The 18,643-nt window shown below is 35.0% G+C and carries 19 protein-coding genes; 3 read left to right on the top strand and 16 right to left on the bottom strand.

The window, feature by feature from the left end; translation table 11 throughout:
* Window positions 1-59 precede the first annotated feature (59 nt).
* A complete protein-coding gene (locus KQI58_RS14200; RefSeq protein ID WP_216409716.1) occupies window positions 60-527 on the bottom strand; it encodes a GtrA family protein in 468 nt (155 codons plus the stop codon).
* A 161-nt stretch (window positions 528-688) separates the two neighbouring features.
* Here KQI58_RS14200 and KQI58_RS14195 point away from each other — a divergent pair, with 161 nt between their 5' ends.
* Window positions 689-1,504 carry a DUF1189 domain-containing protein gene (locus KQI58_RS14195; RefSeq protein WP_216409715.1) on the top strand — a complete coding sequence of 272 codons (816 nt, stop codon included), beginning with the start codon at window positions 689-691 and terminating at the stop codon, window positions 1,502-1,504.
* 85 nt (window positions 1,505-1,589) lie between these two features.
* Here the strand turns inward: KQI58_RS14195 and KQI58_RS14190 are convergent, their stop codons facing one another.
* Window positions 1,590-2,864, bottom strand: coding sequence for an ISL3-like element IS1476 family transposase (locus KQI58_RS14190; RefSeq protein WP_216409714.1), 1,275 nt, complete (start codon window positions 2,862-2,864; stop codon window positions 1,590-1,592).
* A gap of 237 nt (window positions 2,865-3,101) precedes the next feature.
* Between KQI58_RS14190 and KQI58_RS14185 the strand changes: the two genes are divergently transcribed.
* Complete coding sequence (locus tag KQI58_RS14185) at window positions 3,102-4,049, top strand: phosphoglycerate dehydrogenase (protein ID WP_216409713.1); 948 nt, start codon at window positions 3,102-3,104, stop codon at window positions 4,047-4,049.
* Window positions 4,050-4,061: 12 nt separating this feature from the next.
* On the opposite strand, the gene KQI58_RS14180 is transcribed toward KQI58_RS14185, so the two are convergent.
* The 14 genes from KQI58_RS14180 to KQI58_RS14115 all read right to left on the bottom strand — a co-directional run bounded on the left by KQI58_RS14180 (window position 4,062) and on the right by KQI58_RS14115 (window position 17,325).
* A complete protein-coding gene (locus KQI58_RS14180) occupies window positions 4,062-4,994 on the bottom strand; it encodes a glycosyltransferase family 2 protein (RefSeq protein ID WP_216409712.1) in 933 nt (310 codons plus the stop codon).
* A gap of 13 nt (window positions 4,995-5,007) precedes the next feature.
* On the bottom strand, window positions 5,008-5,301 hold the full coding sequence (locus tag KQI58_RS14175) for a HesB/YadR/YfhF family protein (protein WP_216409711.1): 294 nt from the start codon (window positions 5,299-5,301) through the stop codon (window positions 5,008-5,010).
* Between the two features lie 11 nt (window positions 5,302-5,312).
* Window positions 5,313-5,978: a potassium channel family protein gene (locus tag KQI58_RS14170; RefSeq protein ID WP_016180613.1), complete on the bottom strand. Its 666-nt coding sequence runs from the start codon at window positions 5,976-5,978 to the stop codon at window positions 5,313-5,315.
* A 120-nt stretch (window positions 5,979-6,098) separates the two neighbouring features.
* Window positions 6,099-6,731 (bottom strand): response regulator transcription factor, encoded by a 633-nt coding sequence (locus KQI58_RS14165; RefSeq protein ID WP_016180612.1) that lies wholly within the window; start codon window positions 6,729-6,731, stop codon window positions 6,099-6,101.
* Window positions 6,732-6,787: 56 nt separating this feature from the next.
* The gene (locus KQI58_RS14160) at window positions 6,788-7,855 is read right to left on the bottom strand and encodes a sensor histidine kinase (RefSeq protein ID WP_216409710.1); all 1,068 of its coding nucleotides are present in this window, start codon (window positions 7,853-7,855) and stop codon (window positions 6,788-6,790) included.
* Window positions 7,852-8,574: a cell wall-active antibiotics response protein LiaF gene (gene liaF, locus KQI58_RS14155; protein WP_216409709.1), complete on the bottom strand. Its 723-nt coding sequence runs from the start codon at window positions 8,572-8,574 to the stop codon at window positions 7,852-7,854. Before liaF ends, KQI58_RS14160 begins: the two co-directional genes overlap by 4 nt.
* Window positions 8,575-8,706: 132 nt before the next feature.
* Window positions 8,707-9,186 (bottom strand): transcription elongation factor GreA, encoded by a 480-nt coding sequence (greA, locus tag KQI58_RS14150; protein WP_216409708.1) that lies wholly within the window; start codon window positions 9,184-9,186, stop codon window positions 8,707-8,709.
* Window positions 9,187-9,281: 95 nt separating this feature from the next.
* On the bottom strand, window positions 9,282-10,454 hold the full coding sequence (gene mltG, locus KQI58_RS14145) for an endolytic transglycosylase MltG (RefSeq protein ID WP_437177539.1): 1,173 nt from the start codon (window positions 10,452-10,454) through the stop codon (window positions 9,282-9,284).
* A 1,028-nt stretch (window positions 10,455-11,482) separates the two neighbouring features.
* Window positions 11,483-12,898 carry an oligosaccharide flippase family protein gene (locus KQI58_RS14140; RefSeq protein WP_216409707.1) on the bottom strand — a complete coding sequence of 472 codons (1,416 nt, stop codon included), beginning with the start codon at window positions 12,896-12,898 and terminating at the stop codon, window positions 11,483-11,485.
* Between the two features lie 114 nt (window positions 12,899-13,012).
* Complete coding sequence (locus tag KQI58_RS14135) at window positions 13,013-13,858, bottom strand: LicD family protein (RefSeq protein ID WP_216409706.1); 846 nt, start codon at window positions 13,856-13,858, stop codon at window positions 13,013-13,015.
* Window positions 13,859-14,332: 474 nt separating this feature from the next.
* Window positions 14,333-15,241: a glycosyltransferase family 2 protein gene (locus tag KQI58_RS14130; protein WP_216409705.1), complete on the bottom strand. Its 909-nt coding sequence runs from the start codon at window positions 15,239-15,241 to the stop codon at window positions 14,333-14,335.
* A 168-nt stretch (window positions 15,242-15,409) separates the two neighbouring features.
* Window positions 15,410-15,784 carry a DUF2304 domain-containing protein gene (locus tag KQI58_RS14125; RefSeq protein WP_216409704.1) on the bottom strand — a complete coding sequence of 125 codons (375 nt, stop codon included), beginning with the start codon at window positions 15,782-15,784 and terminating at the stop codon, window positions 15,410-15,412.
* Window positions 15,774-16,523, bottom strand: coding sequence for a glycosyltransferase family 2 protein (locus tag KQI58_RS14120; protein ID WP_437177534.1), 750 nt, complete (start codon window positions 16,521-16,523; stop codon window positions 15,774-15,776). The genes KQI58_RS14125 and KQI58_RS14120 overlap by 11 nt, the downstream gene beginning before the upstream one ends.
* Before the next feature lie 16 nt (window positions 16,524-16,539).
* A complete protein-coding gene (locus KQI58_RS14115; RefSeq protein ID WP_216409702.1) occupies window positions 16,540-17,325 on the bottom strand; it encodes a glycosyltransferase family A protein in 786 nt (261 codons plus the stop codon).
* A gap of 690 nt (window positions 17,326-18,015) precedes the next feature.
* Here KQI58_RS14115 and KQI58_RS14110 point away from each other — a divergent pair.
* Window positions 18,016-18,522 (top strand): transposase, encoded by a 507-nt coding sequence (locus KQI58_RS14110; protein ID WP_253295959.1) that lies wholly within the window; start codon window positions 18,016-18,018, stop codon window positions 18,520-18,522.
* The last annotated feature ends 121 nt before the right edge of the window (window positions 18,523-18,643 follow it).

Below are 18,643 nucleotides of genomic sequence, written 5' to 3'. Positions count from 1 at the left end.
CTTAAATATCTTTATGTATTAACTGTAACAAACATTGCAAACTTCTTCAAAACATCTGCCTAGCGTGGAGAAGAATTCGTTTTCTCATCTTCAATGATCTCGACTTTTTTGAAAATGAAGACTTTGCTGAAAATATAATTGGCGATCACAACAACGATTTGAGTAATGATTTTGGCGAACAAATTGCCTGTGTGCAGTATATCAATAAATAGATACATACAACCCATGTCCATACCAAATGATACCATACGAGCAAAAACAAATTTACCAAATTCCCAAGCTAGTTCCTTAAAACTCACAGTTCTTGATTGAAAAACCCAAGTTTTATTAGTAACATAAGCAAAAAGAACGGAACAAATCCATGAGATAGCATTGGATACTGGCCAACTAAAGTGAAATAATTGATACGCCATTGAATAAGTAACGATATTTACAACGGTCGCGAGTCCGCCAAAAAATAAATAAATAAAAACTTCCCAAAGTCTTTTCTCTTCTAAATAATCCTTAATCATACGATAGAATTTCATGATTACTCACTTTCTTATTTCCCACCTTCATAAACACGATAGCGAAGCCTAGATTGATAGTCAATTCTTTCTTGCATTCTTTTTACATTTTTACAGTTCTCCTTGTTATTTCAATGCTACTTCGCTACAATGGCTCTTGTATAAAAGATTGGAGCGATCATATGACTTTTCGTCAATTAATCAAAGGATCCCTTATTCATTTTGAGGATCTAAAATCAGCAAAGGATACACCCTTCTGGAAATCGATCGTTTATCTACTGGGCTTGAGTTTACTTTTGGCCATTCCTAGTGTCTATCAAGCCCTTCAGGTGATGAATCAGATTAAAACAGATAGCCTGAAAATCGTAGAGAAAATTCCCGATTTTAGAATTGAAGATGGCGAGATTAAAACAGATAAACCTGAGAAAGGATTTATTTATCAAACAAACTCAATTATCCTAACCTTCGACCCAGAAGGCAAACGTACGCAACAGGATGTCGAAAAAGACTTGATGGGAAATTACTTCAGCGTTGGATTATTGAAGGATCAGGCTATAGTCGTCCTCCCAGATTACGGCGGGGTTAGCTCAGCACTATTTGGCGATAATGTCCTTAAATTTTCCTACAAACAAGAACCACTAAAAAGCATGACTGGCGATAAATTAAGATCAGGACTGGAAGATTTGAAGATGCCAGTTTGGACTCCGCTCGTAATGCTGCTAGCAGGAATTTATCCCTCATTCATTAATTTATTTGTGACTTTGGTCTTCGCTGGTATCGCTGGTATGATCGTAGCAAAATTGAGACTACGCCGTGTGACCTTTTTTGAGTGTTTTAAAACGATTATTTTTTGCGCAACTATTCCAACTATCCTAGCAACCATTGTTTTACTATTTCAACCAAACTTTGACTCAAGTTTATTAATTACTTTTATCAGTTTGTTTATCTTTTTCCGAGTCATCAATTACTTCCCTAAAATTGAATTACCAACCAATTAAGGCTCTTCGTCAAATCGTGTTGGTGGAGACAAATTTGAATAAAACTTAGTCCGATATGCGGCGCGTTCTGTGCGCCGCATATTTTTTAGTTTTCAAAGATCAGTCCTTGTTGTAAATAGATCCGTGCCCGAAAGTTATAGAAGTTGCGATAACCAAACGCGATTCGTTTGATCAGCTTGATCTTGTTGTTTAGACCCTCTGTGACGCCGTTTGAGTGGGACACTTTAAAGGCATTTGAAATGCCCGATTGGTAACGGCGGAAGATCGTGAATTTCTTTTTAAACGACTGAGGTAACGTAGATGAAATTGTTTTAAGGGTTTCTTGAAAGCCTTCCGTATCTCGTTTAACGAAATAATAGCGTAATAATTGACAAAAGTGATACGCTGTTCGCAATTCTTCGTTGTAGCTTAACAGTTCATCGACGATTTCTGTTTGACTAATTGGTCGTTTAAACAGCCAGTGATAATGTCTTTTGAGTGGCTCCAATGTCGTGGAGTCTTTGAGTAAGAGTTTCCAATATCGCTTGAGCCTACGGTACTTCTTCTGATTTTCAGAGTGTGAGGGCCGAAAACGATTCATGATCTGGACACGCAATTGATTGAAGCTGCGATTGATATGTTGGACAATATGAAAGCGGTCAGTTACGATCTCCGCATTCGGAAAGACCGTTTTAAGCAACTGGCAATAGCTGGCATTCATGTCCATCACTAGGTACTTGACCTTTAAACGGGCCTTTCTAGGAAAGCGCAAGAAGTATTGAGTTAGTTTGTAAAGTCTGCGATCTTCAAGGATCGTAAATAGCTGATTGGTTGTCCCATCAACACAAATAAAACTCATGGAACCAGAAACAGACTTCATTGATTTGAACTCATCCATACACAACACCGTCGGAAGGAAGTTCATACGTGGCTGGTAATGCTTCGTTGCTTCATGCAAGATACGTGTCACCGTCCCATCCGAGACGAAGTACTTTTTAGCGATTAGTTTACGTGATTGATTTTCGTACAGTTCCATGAGAATCGCCTGCTTCAGTTCCTTTGTTAGTTGATGATGTTCATCAACTAAGTCCGTTTTCGCAGAGAAGGTCCGTCCACAATCATGGCAGAGAAAACGGGTACGTTTTAATTCTAAAATAGTCAACTTTTCTTTGACTTTCAACATCTGAGTGCGTGTCGTATAGGAACCGTTGCGGATAATACTAATCGATCTACAGTGTTCACAATAGGAAGGAGAGTCATCCAATTTTCCTTTAATAAACTGCGCTTGAACGCCTTTATATTCTTTTTCAATCAGCCATTCTTCATCAAAAAATAAATGTTTATCTGTTAATCCGAGTAATTTTCTAGTATGATTATCCATTGAGAGACTCCTTTGGTAGGGTGATGTTTTGGTCGACTAAATTTTACCAAAAGTGAGTCTCTTTTTGAGTTGAAACGAAGAAAAAGTGTTGGTAGGAAATCGAAGCCGATTTTCCACCAACACAAAATATTATAGAACCCCAATTAACTGCTTACGAGTCTGTAAGCAGTTTTTTTGAGCAAGCTTTGTTAAAATAAATGAGACAATTCTATTCGAAGATTGAAATGAGGGACAACAATGACAAAACCAATTATTTTCTTACAAAAAGCGTTTCGCGAGGAATTTACTGAAAAAATTCAAGCCCTCGCTCCGGAATATCAGATCAAAAACACATTGACTGAAAAAGATTTTGCAGCTGTGGAAATATCTGTTGGCTGGGCGAAGAAATTCGAAGATCAGTTACTAGCAACTCAGAAATTAAGATGGGTTCAATCTATTTCCGCTGGTGTAGACTATTTGCCATTGGACAAGTTTTCAGAACAGGATATTTTATTATCAAATGGCAGCGGGATTCATGCCCTTTCTATCAGTGAGCATATTATCGGCGTTCTGCTTGGCTATTATCGCGGATTGAATGAAGCCGTAAAAAAACAAGGTCGCAATGAATGGGCTCAAGAATCCATTCATTACGACCAGCTTGCTGGAAAAAATTTACTAGTCGTTGGGACCGGACATATTGGTCAACAGCTTTCAAAATCAATCCACAGCTTAGGTGTAAATGTTTATGGGATTAATACTACCGGACACCCTGCCGATGGTTTTGTAGAAACCTATTCCATCAAAAACATGGCGAAGATCGTCCCAGAAATGGACATTGTAGTGGGCATCCTTCCTGGTACACACGAAACCTATCATATTTTTAATAGTGATATTTTCGAGAAAATGAAGAAATCTGCTGTATTTGTAAACGTCGGACGTGGAGATACTGTTCATACGAAAGAGTTGATAACAGCACTTGAAAAAAAACATTTTGCTTTTGCCGCACTGGATGTTTTTGAAGAAGAGCCACTGCCAAAAGAAAGTCCGTTATGGGAATTTGATAATGTTTTGATTACTCCACATATTTCAGGAATGACCGTTGATTTTCAAAATAAATTTATGAAAATCTTTTTAGCAAATTTAAAGAGCTACGTTTCAACTAGAGAATTATCAGTTAATCAAGTTGAGTTGAAACGCGGATACTAAAAAAGTTGGAGACTATTTCTCCAACTTTTTTTCAGTCTCTTTAACGATATAAACTGGACGTTTTTTTGTTTCCATAAAAATCTTGCCGATATACTTTCCGATAATACCGATGCACAGTAATTGAACACCGCCAATAAAAAGAATGATCGTTACCATTGATGGCCATCCAGATGTCGGATCACCAAAAATAAGAGCACGAATAATGATAAAAATCATTGCTATACCCGAAGCAACACAAGAAAAAGCTCCAACAAAGGAAGCGATATTAAGTGGTACATCAGAAAAATTCACTATTCCATCGATAGAATAGTTGAACAATTCCCAAAAAGACCAAGACGTTTTACCAGCAATTCTTTCTTGGTTTTCAAATGAAATGTATTCTGTTTTAAATCCGACCCAGCTAAATAAACCTTTTGAAAATCGATTATGTTCGGTTAATTCCAAGACTGCGTCAACCATCTGACGTGTCATTAAACGATAGTCTCGAGCACCGTCTACCATCTCCGTTTCGCTGATTTGATTGATCAAATGATAAAAAGCTTTAGCAAATAGATTTCTAATGAGCGGTTCTCCTTTGCGGTTTGAACGACGCGTTCCTACACAATCAATATCAGAGCTCTCAATCATCTCAACCATTTGTGGCAAAAGTTCTGGAGGATCCTGAAGATCAACATCCATCACCGTTACAAGATCGCCAGTTGCTGCTTGTAACCCGGCATATAATGCAGCTTCTTTACCAAAATTACGTGAAAAAGAAACATAACGAACAAAATCATTCTTTTTCGCTAAATCTCGCAAAACTTCCAATGTTTCATCCTTTGAACCATCGTTAATAAAAATATATTCGAAGCTATGCGAAACTTCTTTTTTTACTTTCTCCATCTCCGCAAAAAAAAGAGGAATTGCTTCCTCTTCATTAAAACAAGGAACAATTACTGATATCATTTTATATCAACTCCTAAACTTGGATAAAGTCGTACTTTGGTTCATCCAAGACTGTATCATAATCAACAACCAGGTCGTATCCTTTAAAAAACCATTCATCGGATTCTTCAATATAAAACAATTGATCATCAATAATTGTTTTTACAAGTGGACTATCAACTGTATCCACCGACATCCCCACTGAAAAGCCATCATGAACCTGAGTTTTCCCGTAAACTTTCCCATAAAATTTAATTCCTTGATTATCGCCTAACTCAATTTCACGTTTGAACCATTCTTGCGCTTTTGGCGTTATTGTTAACTTCATTTGAAAATCACCTATCCATTCATTTTTTCATCTAAATAATCCACGTCTTCATCGCGACCGATCACCACTAAATGATCGTCCTTTTGTACGACTTCTTCTGCAGGCGGTGTCACAATTGGATCTTGATTGTCACGACGAATAGCTACTACATTTAGTCCAAATCGTTGACGGAAATCTAATTCATCCAAGGTTTTACCATAAAATTTACGATTGGTAACATTAATTTCAGCCAAAGAAAACTCATCAGATAATTCTAAATAATCCAAAATATTCTTTGAAACGAGGTTATGAGCAATCCGTTGTCCCATATCACGTTCAGGATGAACTACACGATCCGCACCAATTTTTTCCAATACACGGGCATGGTATTCGTTTTGCGCTTTTGCTAAAATATTCGGCACACCCATTTCTTTGACCATTAAAGTCACTAAAATGCTCGCTTGAATGTCTTCGCCTATCGCAACGATCACATGATCAAAGTTTCGAATCCCTAGAGAACGAAGCGTCATCTCGTCTTGTGCATTCGCTACAACTGCGTGTGTGGCAATATTCATATACTCATTCACACGATCCTCACTGCTGTCAATCGCCAAAACCTCTTGACCTGATTCAACCAATGTACGACAGATGCTCCCGCCGAATCTTCCTAAACCAATAATGACAAAACTTTGCTTCATGATATCTCCTTAATCTTACACGATATTTATCTAGCTACTAAAAACTTGACTTTCATCAATACCAGAACTTACATTTTCTAGTATAACAAAGAGCGGGTTAATAAAACAGAGATGAACTCTCTATTTTATTAACCCGTGCTTAAAGGCATAGATCGCGGCTTGTGTACGATCCTCCACTTCTAGCTTCGCTAAAATATTCGATACATGCGTCTTGACTGTCTTCAATGTGATAAACAATTCATCCGCAATTTCCTGATTGCTCATCCCTTGAGCAATTAATAGTAGTATTTCTTGTTCACGATTGGTTAATTCTTCATGAAGAACATGACGATTACGATTAGACAATTGCTCCATCATCTTCGTTGTTACCTCTGGTTCTAAGACTCGCTCGCCATTATAGGTTTTACGAATAGCGTTGGCGATCTCATGGGCGGTCGATGTTTTCAATAAATAACCCGAGGCACCCGCTTCAATGGCCGGATAAACTTTTTCGTCATCAATAAAACTAGTTACGATTAAGATCCTTGCTTCGGGCCATTCTTTTAGAATTTTCTTGGTTGATTCGATGCCATCCATCACTTCCATCACCAAGTCCATCAAAATTACATCTGGTCGAAGCGCCATCGCCTTCTCGTAGCCATCTTCGCCATTTTCAGCTTCCCCTACAACCTCGACATCTGATTGAATCGATAGGTAAGAAGAAACGCCTAACCGAACCATTTCATGATCATCAACTAACAATACTCGTATCATCCTCTGCCTCCTAATTCTTAATAATCTATCTTATCTCTATGCTGTCTATTTTATCGTTAAACAGGCTCAGTGTCCTCTACAACAGGAACTTTAATTTCAATACTGGTCCCTTGACCTTTAAAACTAATTATTTTAGTGGAGCCACCAACACCAGCGATTCGCTCACGAATGTTGCGCAATCCATAACTACCCGCATGCTCATCTTTGGCTTCAAATCCGACACCATCATCAATCACGCGCAACAAAATACTTTGACCAACGATTTTCAGATAAACCTCTAATTCGGTCGCTTTTGCATGTCGTAGTGTATTAGATAATAATTCCTGTACTACGCGAAACAGTTGATCCTCAATACTAGGCGAAACGCAAATATCCTGAACATCCCATTTTAACTGAATTTGAATTTTGGTCTGCAGTTCCTTTAATAATTGCTCAATTCCTTGGCGCAAACTTTTGCCTTCTAAACTGATCGGACGTAAATGAAGCAACAATGCTCGCATTTCTGATTGGGCAGCATTGATAATATCGGCTACCATCGCTAATTGCTTCTTATATGGCTCCAATTCTTCAGAATACTGTGATTGTTCATTCAAGGCGGACATCATCATCATTGCCGCAAAAAGCTGCTGAGAAACAGAATCGTGCAATTCTCGTGCTAAACGATGCCGTTCTTCTTCCAAGATTTTTTCTCTCGTCGTACCATCCACCATCTGTGGCTGACTACTTAACTGCTGCAGCTCCCGTGACATACTGACTAATTTTTCTTTAATTCGTTTGATGTCATGATCAACTAATAGCATCGCTTTATTTTGTGAAATCGCCACATCTAAAGACGGTTGTTCATAATCACCGGAAGCTAAATTTTGCAATTTTCCCTCTATTTTTCCCAATTGTCGCTTTTCCAAAAATGTTACGAGAAAATAGACCGCTGCGCATACCGTCAAAGAAATAACAATGATATGAACAAATAATGGAATATAAAAAATTCGTGCCACAAACAACTGTCCGAATAATTGCCTTTTTCCTATCGCATACATATAGAGAAAGAGCGTCGTCAGGATCAGTAAAAAAGAGATCAAACCCGAATAAAGGGAAATTTGTAAACGAGAATATTTCCCCATCATACGCGAATCACCTCGACATCTCCTACCAATGTATTGGTCACTATTTTCAATCTCCGAGGACTCTCATCATAATCCTCGCTATACATTTTGATTGTTTCATTACGTAGAACTTGTGTGTCCTCATCAAAATCAACTTTGCCATAAAGCGTCGCATGTTCGAAAAGAATTCCAATCCCGTATGGAACCAAAATCCGTGTCCGACCGAAGCCTTTACGAACAATTACGATACTATCTTCTTTAGGCAACAATGTATTTCCTAAGTCGACGATTGTGTCTCCAGCTAAAATCGCTACATTAATATCATCCCACTCGAAGACCTGCGTCCCGATTCGATCATTTCCAATCCAGCTTTGTTTCCTTCGTTCACCATTATGACCTGTCGGATCAGTTGTTTCAACCATTACAATGCTTTTTTTATTTTTCAAGGAATGGTTTGGCATTGAAATACCCGCAATTTCGAAGCCCTTAAGCCCAAGAAATATTACTGCAAAAATCAACATCAACCAAGTCGCAGGACTATTCACTAAACAGATGATCAAAATGACTGAACCTAAGATCAATTGAAATTTTCGACGACGATGTTTTCGCAATGCCCAGTATATATTTAATGCGCCAAAAAGCAGCATGATTAACATCGCAGGGTTTGAAGATAATTGCCATAATAAGAAAATTGCAAGTAAGGCTTCAATTACAATGAAAAAGCGCCATGGACTTTTCATCTTGTCTTTCCTCCCAACTTTTTATTTATACCTTATTCTACTTTTTTTACGTTCTAAATACTATCGGTCTAAAGTCGCAACCTCTTTAAACCCTAAAAGAAAAGAGGCGACCAGCGCCTCTTTCATCCATTATTAGTTTTGTTTGACATCCACGATCTTAACTTCCATATTTCCGCCAGGAGTCGCGATCGTTACGATATTCCCAACACTTTTACCAATCAATGCTTGCGCGATCGGTGAATCGTTAGATATCTTTCCAGTTAACGGATCTGCTTCGGCTTTTCCTACGATCGTGTATTCTTCCTCTTCTTCATCAGGCAATTCCACAAAAGTAACTGTTTTACCGATTGAGATTTCATCAGAATCAACATTCTCATTATCAATAATTTGTGCAAAACGAATCATATTTTCTAAAGTGCTGATTCGTCCTTCAACAAATGCTTGTTCATCTTTAGCAGATTCATACTCAGAGTTTTCAGATAAATCACCAAAGCTACGTGCAATTTTAATTCGCTCAATGATTTCTCCGCGTTTAACTGTTTTTAGTTCTTCTAATTCCTGCTCTAATTTTTCTTTTCCTTCTAGAGTCATTGGATATGTTTTTTCTACCATTTTTCTTCTCCTTCAATCAACAAAATTACGAAAGGTAATCCTTTATAGATTTAATCCACAAAAGATTACCACGTAATTACTGTAATGTAAATTGTTTATTTCTCTTTATTGACATATTTTTCAACCAATTCCATATGCTCTTCATAAGTCTTAGCATAATACACTTTTCCTGTTGAGATATCCGCAACAAAATAAATGTAATCATTCTCAGTTGGATCAAGGACAGCTAGGATCGCTTCTTGACTTGGATTGTCAAACGGACCAGGTCCAAAGCCGGTATTCGTATATAAGTTATATGGCGAATCAACCTCTGTATCCTTAATCGTGACAACTTCTTTATGTTCTCCTAAAGCGTAAAGAATAGAAATATCTGATTGCAACGGCATTTGCGCTTCAATCCGATTAAAGAAGACTTGAGCAATTTTCTTGCGATCAGATTGTGTAACTCCTTCTTTTTCAACCAACGATGCTAAAGTCATGACTTCTTGAACCGTTAACCCTTTTTCCTTAATTTGACTATAATAAGGAGTTAAGATTTGATTTGTCGTATCCACCATCTGAGTTACTAGATCCTCTAGGCTTCTATTTTTATGCACATTATAAGTTGCTGGGAACAAGTATCCTTCTAAACGATAGCGTACATCTTTTGCATTACCAGCATCCGTTAATAGATCCGGATATTGTGCCTTAAGCTGTTCAAAGAATTTATCGTCTTTCATTACTTTGATAAAGTCTTCTTTCTTGAAGTCTGTTTTCTTCGCGACTAAGCTAGCGATCTTATCAACATCATATCCTTCAGGTACAGTCAGTTTCGAAGCATCATCCAATGGCTCGGCACTTCCACCCTGCTGCAATTCTTTACTAATTTGATCCAGAGTCATATTTGGGGAAAATTGATAATAGCCCGCTTGAAAATTTGTTAAGTTTTTAAATTTCGTGTAGAAATTGAAGACCATCCCATCACGGATAACCTCTCCATCTTCCAAAATATCACCAATTTGACGATTTGATGAGCCACTTGGGATTTCTACCTGAACTAGTTTCTTATCATTTTTATCCAATGGTTTCAATCCGGCACTCACATAGTTATATCCTGAGATTGCTAAAATTCCAGCGACGATCAAAATTCCAATTGTCAATATATAAACAATTTTACGGACGACTCGATCCTCTTTGCGACGTTCTGCTCGTTTCAAGTTGCTCTCCTCACTTAAATCACCTTCAAAATCTTCATCCATATGACGAAGATCATCAAATTTCTCTCCAATACGTTGGAAAATTGATGGCTCTTCTTCAACATGCTCCTCAGGCTTCGACTGTTTTATAAACTCTGATTTCTGTTTCTCCTTAGATGGAACAGGGTTATCAGCTCGTCTTGATTCGCCATGGCGAGATGCTGCTTTCTTTTCTTGGATTGTTGAAGATTCTTTGGTTTGCTCTTCTTTTATCGGACTCGTCTTCTCTACCTTTGACTTTTTTATCTCTTTTCTTATCTTAGACTTTGATTCAGAGGCATAATCAGGAACCTTCTTTTCAGAATGACTTTGTTCCTTCCGAAATTCTTCTTTTTTTATTTCTTTTTCAATCGGCTTAGACTTTTGCTCAGTAGCAGTCGATTCTTTCTTTTGTCTATTACCAAATAAACGCTCATAGGACGAAGCTAAATCGTCATCATCACTAGTATCCTTTTTTATTTTCGAAGGTCCAGTGGATGTCGAGCTCGTTTTTTTCGTTGGTTCTACTTCACGATTCTTTCGGCCTTCTTCTAAAGCGCGCATGATCTGCTCTTTAAAAGATCCTTCTTCCGAGTGTTGGTTTTGATCCTCAGACAAAAACAACTCCTCCTTACTTCATGTCATAACTTAAACCATTATACATGAAATGAAAGAGGAGGGAAATGTAAAATTTATTTAGTTAAGGAAATATATAGTATTTCTATTTAGTTACAAATATCAGAAAAGTTAGGAACTCAAAATCGTTTATTATCAGATCATTGAAACTCGCACAAATACATACGTAAAAGAAAATCGATGTGATAACTTTCAAATATCACACACTCACTTTTAACTTTTATAGCTTTTCGTGCACCAAAACTTAGAACGTATTTTACATAATTTTAGATTTAAAAAAAGAATAAATTGCAACGCATCCGTACGATTAATCATTATAATAAAAATACGTTAGGAATTATTCACTGTATTAAATCTCAAATGAACTGAGCTGTCATTATATTAGAAATAAAACTCTAAAAAGATTAGAAAGAATTAAACAAAAGTTTAAACCCCATAAAGCTTGGCTATTTTTGCTTTAACACGTTAACCATAGGATTAACATGAAGAAGAAAAGTAAACAAAATATAAACTGTTAAACCTACAAGACCTTGTAAAAAAGTAAGCATAAAGATGTTCAAATTTACGCTAGAAATAATCTTAATTGCAAAAAGAGCTACTGAACCTGATAGGAAACATAGAAATAAATTTTCGAAATTGAATCTATATGTTGTATCCCGAATTAACACAGTTACTCTAGACAAAGCTAAATAAAGTTGACCTGCAGTGTAACTGAAGGCCGCCCCATGCGCTCCTAATCGGGGTATCAAAACAAAACACAAAAGAACATTAATCAGAGTAGCTATTATTATTGATCTTGTATATGATTTCATTTTATTTTTAGGGACAAGGTACATATTTGCAATTGCTTGCTCAATAGAGGAAAGCAACATAACTGGTACAAGAATAGGTACAATATGTGTAACATCTATAAAACTGGAGCCCAGAAATAATTCTACTACTCCGCGAATTATTCCCAAAGTAATGAACATACAACCTGATGCCATAAATACTTGTATATCAATCGCTTTTCCCAGTAAATCTATCATTTCACTTTCTTGATTTTCTTTCTGAAGGGAAGACATTCTTGGCAATAAAACAGTATTTAATGAGTTCACAATTGCAGTTATCAACATGATCATCACCAATGAATTGGAGAACATCCCCACTAGGCTCATGGTTGTCATAATACCTAAAATAGTTTTGTTCAAATTATTGAATAATGTAGCGGCTGCCTTAACAATGAAAAAACTCAAAGCTGGTTTGAAATGAGCGAGCATCTCTTTAGGAGAAACTTTTATCCATTTAATTTTACCTCGAATAAAAATCCAAAACGCTAGCCCAGAAGCCAAAGAGCTCAACCCAATAATACCAACATAGGCATTCAAATCATTTTTTTCTCTTACTAATAAAACCGTTAGAATTAAAGTCATGATTTTTACTAATGTATTAATAAGGGATATTCTTTTAAAATCTTCAATGCCTTGAAAAAACCAAGATATATCTAACAGTGTTGCAAAAACAACCATTGCTTGAAGTAAAAACAATACTTTGTAAGGAGATAGCAGAGCATATATTATATATATAATAAAAACAAAACTTGAAAAAAATAGATTGAATCCTTGAATTTCCCAAAACTTTCGCGATAACTGATGTTTGTCATCGCGAACAAAAGCAATCTCTCGTACGCCATAACTAGATAAACCTAGTCCTGCGACTAATGTAAAGTAACTCACTATGGAACTAACATAATTCCAAGTACCAATACCTTCAGGCTGTAATGCTCTAGAAACTATTGGTACTGTTATTACAGGTAGCATTACAACTAAAAGCTGGTAACTTGCCTGATAAAAAAAATTCCACATTATACTTCTATTTTTCAATAAAACACCTCATAAGAAACTTTTCTGTCTTGCTATCAATTTGAACTACTCCTTGTAAAGTTCGCCACAATTACAAGATCTAACAGTAAAACATTATAAGAAATATTTTTTCAATTATTTAAATTTCAATTCAAAAGGCGGATGATTATGTCTTTTCTCTTCTGGTGGTAATGTCAGATAATCTCCGTATCTTTTTTCTAAAAATCCTTCTATTTTATTCGGAACTTTTGCCTCAAAAGTTTCAAACTTCATTTTCCTTGTTGGATAGACATCTTTTTTATAAGCAACGCTTATATATCTCTGTGGTTCGAACATATAGGCCATTCTTTCCGTTTCTTCATATTGATATTTAAGCATATATTTCTTAGCTTTCTTATAAAAGAAAGTCGGTTTTAAATTTAAGAATTTGAATATAATATGTACACACTTACACATCAATAAAACAAATTGTTTTTTCCATCCATCAATATATAAAACAGGTTGGTCTACCACACTCAATACTAGTAGTTTTCCATAAAGCCATGCTAAAGTTGCTTGCACTTTCATCTTTCCTTCATCATCAGGAATGTTGTCAAAACAAAAAATATCTAAAAAAATTCCAAAATCCCCTGGTACATTCTTTAGATCCTTAGTTTTAAATTTAGTCCCATTTAACCCCCAACGAGTATTCATCAAAGGAAAATTAGGATTTGTTTCGTTGTTAACTACTGTATATTTATCTGAAAAATCTTGTTTAGCTATTTTAATAAATTTATCATAGTCTTCTCTATTCATTCCTACATCAATATCGTCATCCCAAGGAATAATTCCCTGATGTCTAATTGCACCGATTGCTGATCCTCCAATCAAAAAATAATCTAATCCATATTCATCACACAGTTTATCAAACTCCTTTAGTATACCTAGTTCGATCTGTTGTAATTGTTTTAAAGTTTCTTCATCATATGTTTCATATAGCATTAGATCATTCATCCTTATCTAAATTATTTATTCTTTAATAAATTTAAAAACTAAGTAAATAACCAAATAGGCTTCCTAAATTCCTAACCTTTGCATGACTTTTAATTAAAATAAATAGTGATGGTAAATTTCTAATTTGATAGCCTCTATTATTTGACTATTCAAACTTAAATATTCGTTACTCATAAAATCAGAATCCATATGTTTGATTAAGGTGCGAAAAATTAACCATTCGCATAACCTCAAATCTAAACTTTAATTAAAATCCACAATTTTTCTTTTCCAAAAATACTAGATTTTATAAAAAAAATCCAATTCCTTTATCAAATTAATTTTGCATTAAACTGATTAGATTAGAAATAATTACTTAAAATGGTCATAATATAACGTTTGTGCTTCACTACAAAAGAATCTATAGTTAAAGTTCAGATAAATAAAATGGCGCTCATCAATATTAATGAATCTCCCTCTCATCTAAAGCCTGCCTAACAAAAACATGAATCTTAACATAATCTCGTCTATAAGAGAGTATCGTAATCTATTGGGATAAAATATTTTTTTAATTGTTTTTCGAATTTTGTACTTTCCAGGCAAAAATAGCTCTAACTCTTTTTTTCTTTCAAGTGATAAATCCTCAGAAAAAACTTCATAAAACTCTGATAAAAGCTTAGTTATATTGTCAAATCCATTACCTTTAAATAATTTATAGAAACGTTCTTTTTGAACTACTAAAAAATTAGTATCACTAATAGAAAAGGCGCCATCATTACGTCTATATTTAGCGCAACTTCTCCGATCAAAAATTATTTCACCTAATCCGGAACAGATCATACCAATCCAAACATCTTTAGAAATTGTTTTGATAGATCTTTTAGTGACACAAATATCTTTGGCCTTATTATTCATTACCATAGTATATCCTAAGGCTAAACATTGAAATAAGGAATTTCTAAAACTTGGTTCAAAATTAATATTGGGTAGTACCTTAATAGGTTTCAAGTACTGATCACAAAGCTCATATGCCGAAAAATATAATAATGGAATATCTTGGTTTAACTTCTCTAAGCTTTGAACAGCTCTTTCAATTTTTTGAGGCTCCCATACATCATCTTGATCACTAAAACTAAAGTAATCGGCCTCAATTTCTTGAGACATCAAATAATAAAATCCCTCTGGATACCCCATGTTCTTAACACCCTTTATAAAGTGTAAGTTTTTACAAGAAGTATATTTTTCAATAATTTTTACTGTACCATCAGTAGAGCAATCATCTCGTATGTAAATATCTATGTTCTCATAAGTTTGATTTATGATACTTTGTAATTGTTCTTCAATATATCGTTCTCCATTATAGGTTGACATAAGTATTGCTACTTTTTTCATTGTTAAACCTCTTTACTTCCTATTAAAATTTAAATTAAATTGGACAGCTAATCAATATAGGTAAACAGTCAATATTGCATTTCTAAGCAGAAATAAATATAACTTACTCTTATAAAATAAAACACACTAAGAAAATTTGACTCCCTATTGGACAATGACTTTGAAATTTTATTCTGAATTTTTCTCTTTGCTAAGATGTTTCTGTAAATCATAAATTTCTTTTTTCATTAAAGAAACTTCTTGAATCAATTTTTTATTCTCCCTCTCTCTATTGATTAATGAAATATGCATAGTTAAAGAGAAAACTATCAAAATTGCAGTCGTAATAAATAGGGCTAATGACGTTAAAGTTGTAATTTCAAAAAAATGGGCTATCTCATTTCCTAATCCTGGAAACAGGGCTCCTACAACCAAAATAACTGAAACTGCAAGCCACTTACCCATTTGTCGAATTTCAGCATTTCCTTTGCGAATTAACCTTACTGTAAAGATAAGGAAACCTATAGCAAGAATAATAGCGATAATCTGAAGTCTAAGTGGCATTTTTATTTTCCCTCTTTCCAATTATTGTAGCAAATAGTATTGATAAAGAAACGGTAACCATGTAATTAATTGCACTTATTAACTTAATACTCGATTCACCAGTTTCTCGTTCAAACATATTCACTCCAACTTCTTTGATACGAACTTTATGTGCAAGCAAATGCATGTAACTTTCAGGTTCAGGATATTTACTTGGATAACGATCTACAAACTGTTTGATAACTCTTTTATTTCCTGCTCGATAACCACTTGTAACATCTTTAATTTCTACTCCAGATAAAAATTTTATTAAGGAAGACAAAAATTTTATTCCTAACTGACGTGCACTAGAAGATTTAAACTTAGATGTACTATTTCTAACAAACCGGGAGCCAACTGTAAAATCCGCCTCATTTTTGAGAATTGGTTCAATTAAATTAGGTAGAGATTCAATGTCATGTTGTCCATCACCATCATACTGAATAGCTATATCATAATCTTTCTCGAATGCATACAGGTATCCTGTTTGAACTGCTCCACCAATTCCTAGATTTTGAATTAATTCCACATGGTTGATATCATTTTTTTTCAAGATCTCTTCCTCGTTATCTGTAGAACCATCGTTAATTACAATATAATCTAAATAATAATCACATTTTGCCCTATAAGAATCTACTTTTTGAATTACGTCCAAAATACCTTCAGATTCGTTATACGCTGGTATGATTAATAATATTTTAATCGAATCCATTTTTTTCATCCTTATCAATTTTTTATCACTGATTGCTTTTTTGGTTCAATACATAAAAGCGCATCAAAAATCTTGCTATTGTTGGGCCCCAGTAGCGTTTGTACATATCAAATTCCTCTAACTCTCTCGTCTGATCTTTTGTATTATTTGTCGTTTCAGAGTCTTCATGAATTCGATGATACATTAACTTATCTTTGACAAAGCCAATCTTCCCTGGTAATTTCATAATTCGCTCCCAAGCATCCCAATCCAAAGTCATTTTTAGTTGTTCATTAAAGCGAAAATGTTTTAATCGCTCAAGATTATATGAAACAGCAGGGCAAGAAATAAAATTACCGAAAGAATAAATTCTTCTTTGATATCTCTTATTTTTAAAAAGAAACATCAATGTTAATGCAATTGTTTTGATTTTCAAATTTATTCCACGTTTTCTGATTTCCCCGTTAGAATCATTTTCTTCATAATCTGAAAAAACAATATTATATTCCTTTGATTTCTCAAATTCACTAATAATCTTTTCGCCATACTCAGGAAGGTATACGTCATCTTGATGAGCAATCGTAGCATATTTCGTTTGAACAAAAGAGAGCGCGTTATTCCAATCTCTACCAATTCCTCCACCTTCTTTTTCAAAAAATGGAATATTATACTTTCTACACTGGTCAATAATATAATCATTAGGTGTACTTGTATAAAGAATAACTTTTGACTCTCCTGTAATAACTGAATTTTGATTTATACAAGATTGAATGCAATCTTCCAAATAAGGAGACTGCCTAAAGGCGCAAATAACAAAAGTATGTTTCTCCATGAATCGATCTCCTTACGAATATTCTAAGATAATGCATTTCTGCACTAAAGCCCATTCTAACTTTAATTACTACTTTTTTCAATACGAGAAAATACATCAATTATTGGAGCAGATAGCCATATAATTTTTACAGTATACGTTTTTATCCTTATACTTAAATTATTAATGGAAGGATGAACTCTTGATGATTTTATTAAACTCGACTTTAAACGGATAATAAATCCATTCATTTTACATATCCAATAAGTTCGTCCTAATGAAATAATCAGAATTTCTTGAACTCATCAGTTTAATAAGGTACCAAACAAACAGGTTTATGCCTTATAACATTCTAATCTAAATTATTTTCATCTCAAGAAAAGAAATCGTCAGTAATATCCTTAACTAGTTTGAAAAGACATACTCAATTTACTTTAATTTTTTAAGTAGTTATACGGATCGAAGTGACAAGATAGTCGTTTTTTTCGATACTAATTTCTTGACGATCTTACTAATTTAGTTTTCCTTTAAATCACAACTGAAGGCGGCATAGAGAATTGACCACCTCTGCATAAAAAATGATCACCCTCGGCATTAAAATGAGCCACCTTCGGCGAAAGAATTGACCACTAAGAAAATCAATAGAACCTCTTATATAATGAAGGCTCATGCTTTAGTCATGAAAATTCATTTTATAGGAGGTTCTTATTTATGCTTCATTATCGGAAAATTTTGGAGTTGCACTTTCAAGGTCATAGTATGCGGAATATCGCCGCAAGTACCGGAAATTCAAGACCAAAAGTGGCAGAGATTATTAAGACCGCGGAAGAAAAAGACATCGAATGTCCGCTGACTGAAGAGATGACAGATACATGGTTATCAGAGACCCTATTCCCTGCTAAAACAAGAGAAGCCAAAGGCCGCGAGTTACCAGATCTGGAGTACATTCACCAAGAATTAGCGAAACCAAACGTCACGCTCTCTCTCCTGCATTACGAATACGAAGCGCGGTGCAGAAACGAAGGCAAGATTCCGTATGCTTATCGAACCTATTGTCAGTACTACACAGAATATGCTCGTAAACATAAGGCGACGATGCGGATCAAAAGAAAACCCGGTGAGATCATGGAAGTTGACTGGGCCGGAGCTACATTATCTCTTATAGATCGGGATAGCGGAGAGAAGGTAAAAGCTTTCCTGTTGTTTGTGGCAAGATAAAGGTGGTTCTTTCCAGCGTTAGTTGAAAATCCGCTTTTTTCTCATCCATTCTAATTGAATGGTCTTTTTCCTTAACGTTTCAAAGCTACAACGACCATACATGATTCTTTTGATGACTTTC

The organism is Enterococcus raffinosus (assembly GCF_018917525.1).
GTDB lineage: Bacteria > Bacillota > Bacilli > Lactobacillales > Enterococcaceae > Enterococcus_A > Enterococcus_A raffinosus_A.
Note: the sequence above shows the minus strand (reverse complement) of the source record. Positions and strands in the feature narration are given on the sequence as shown.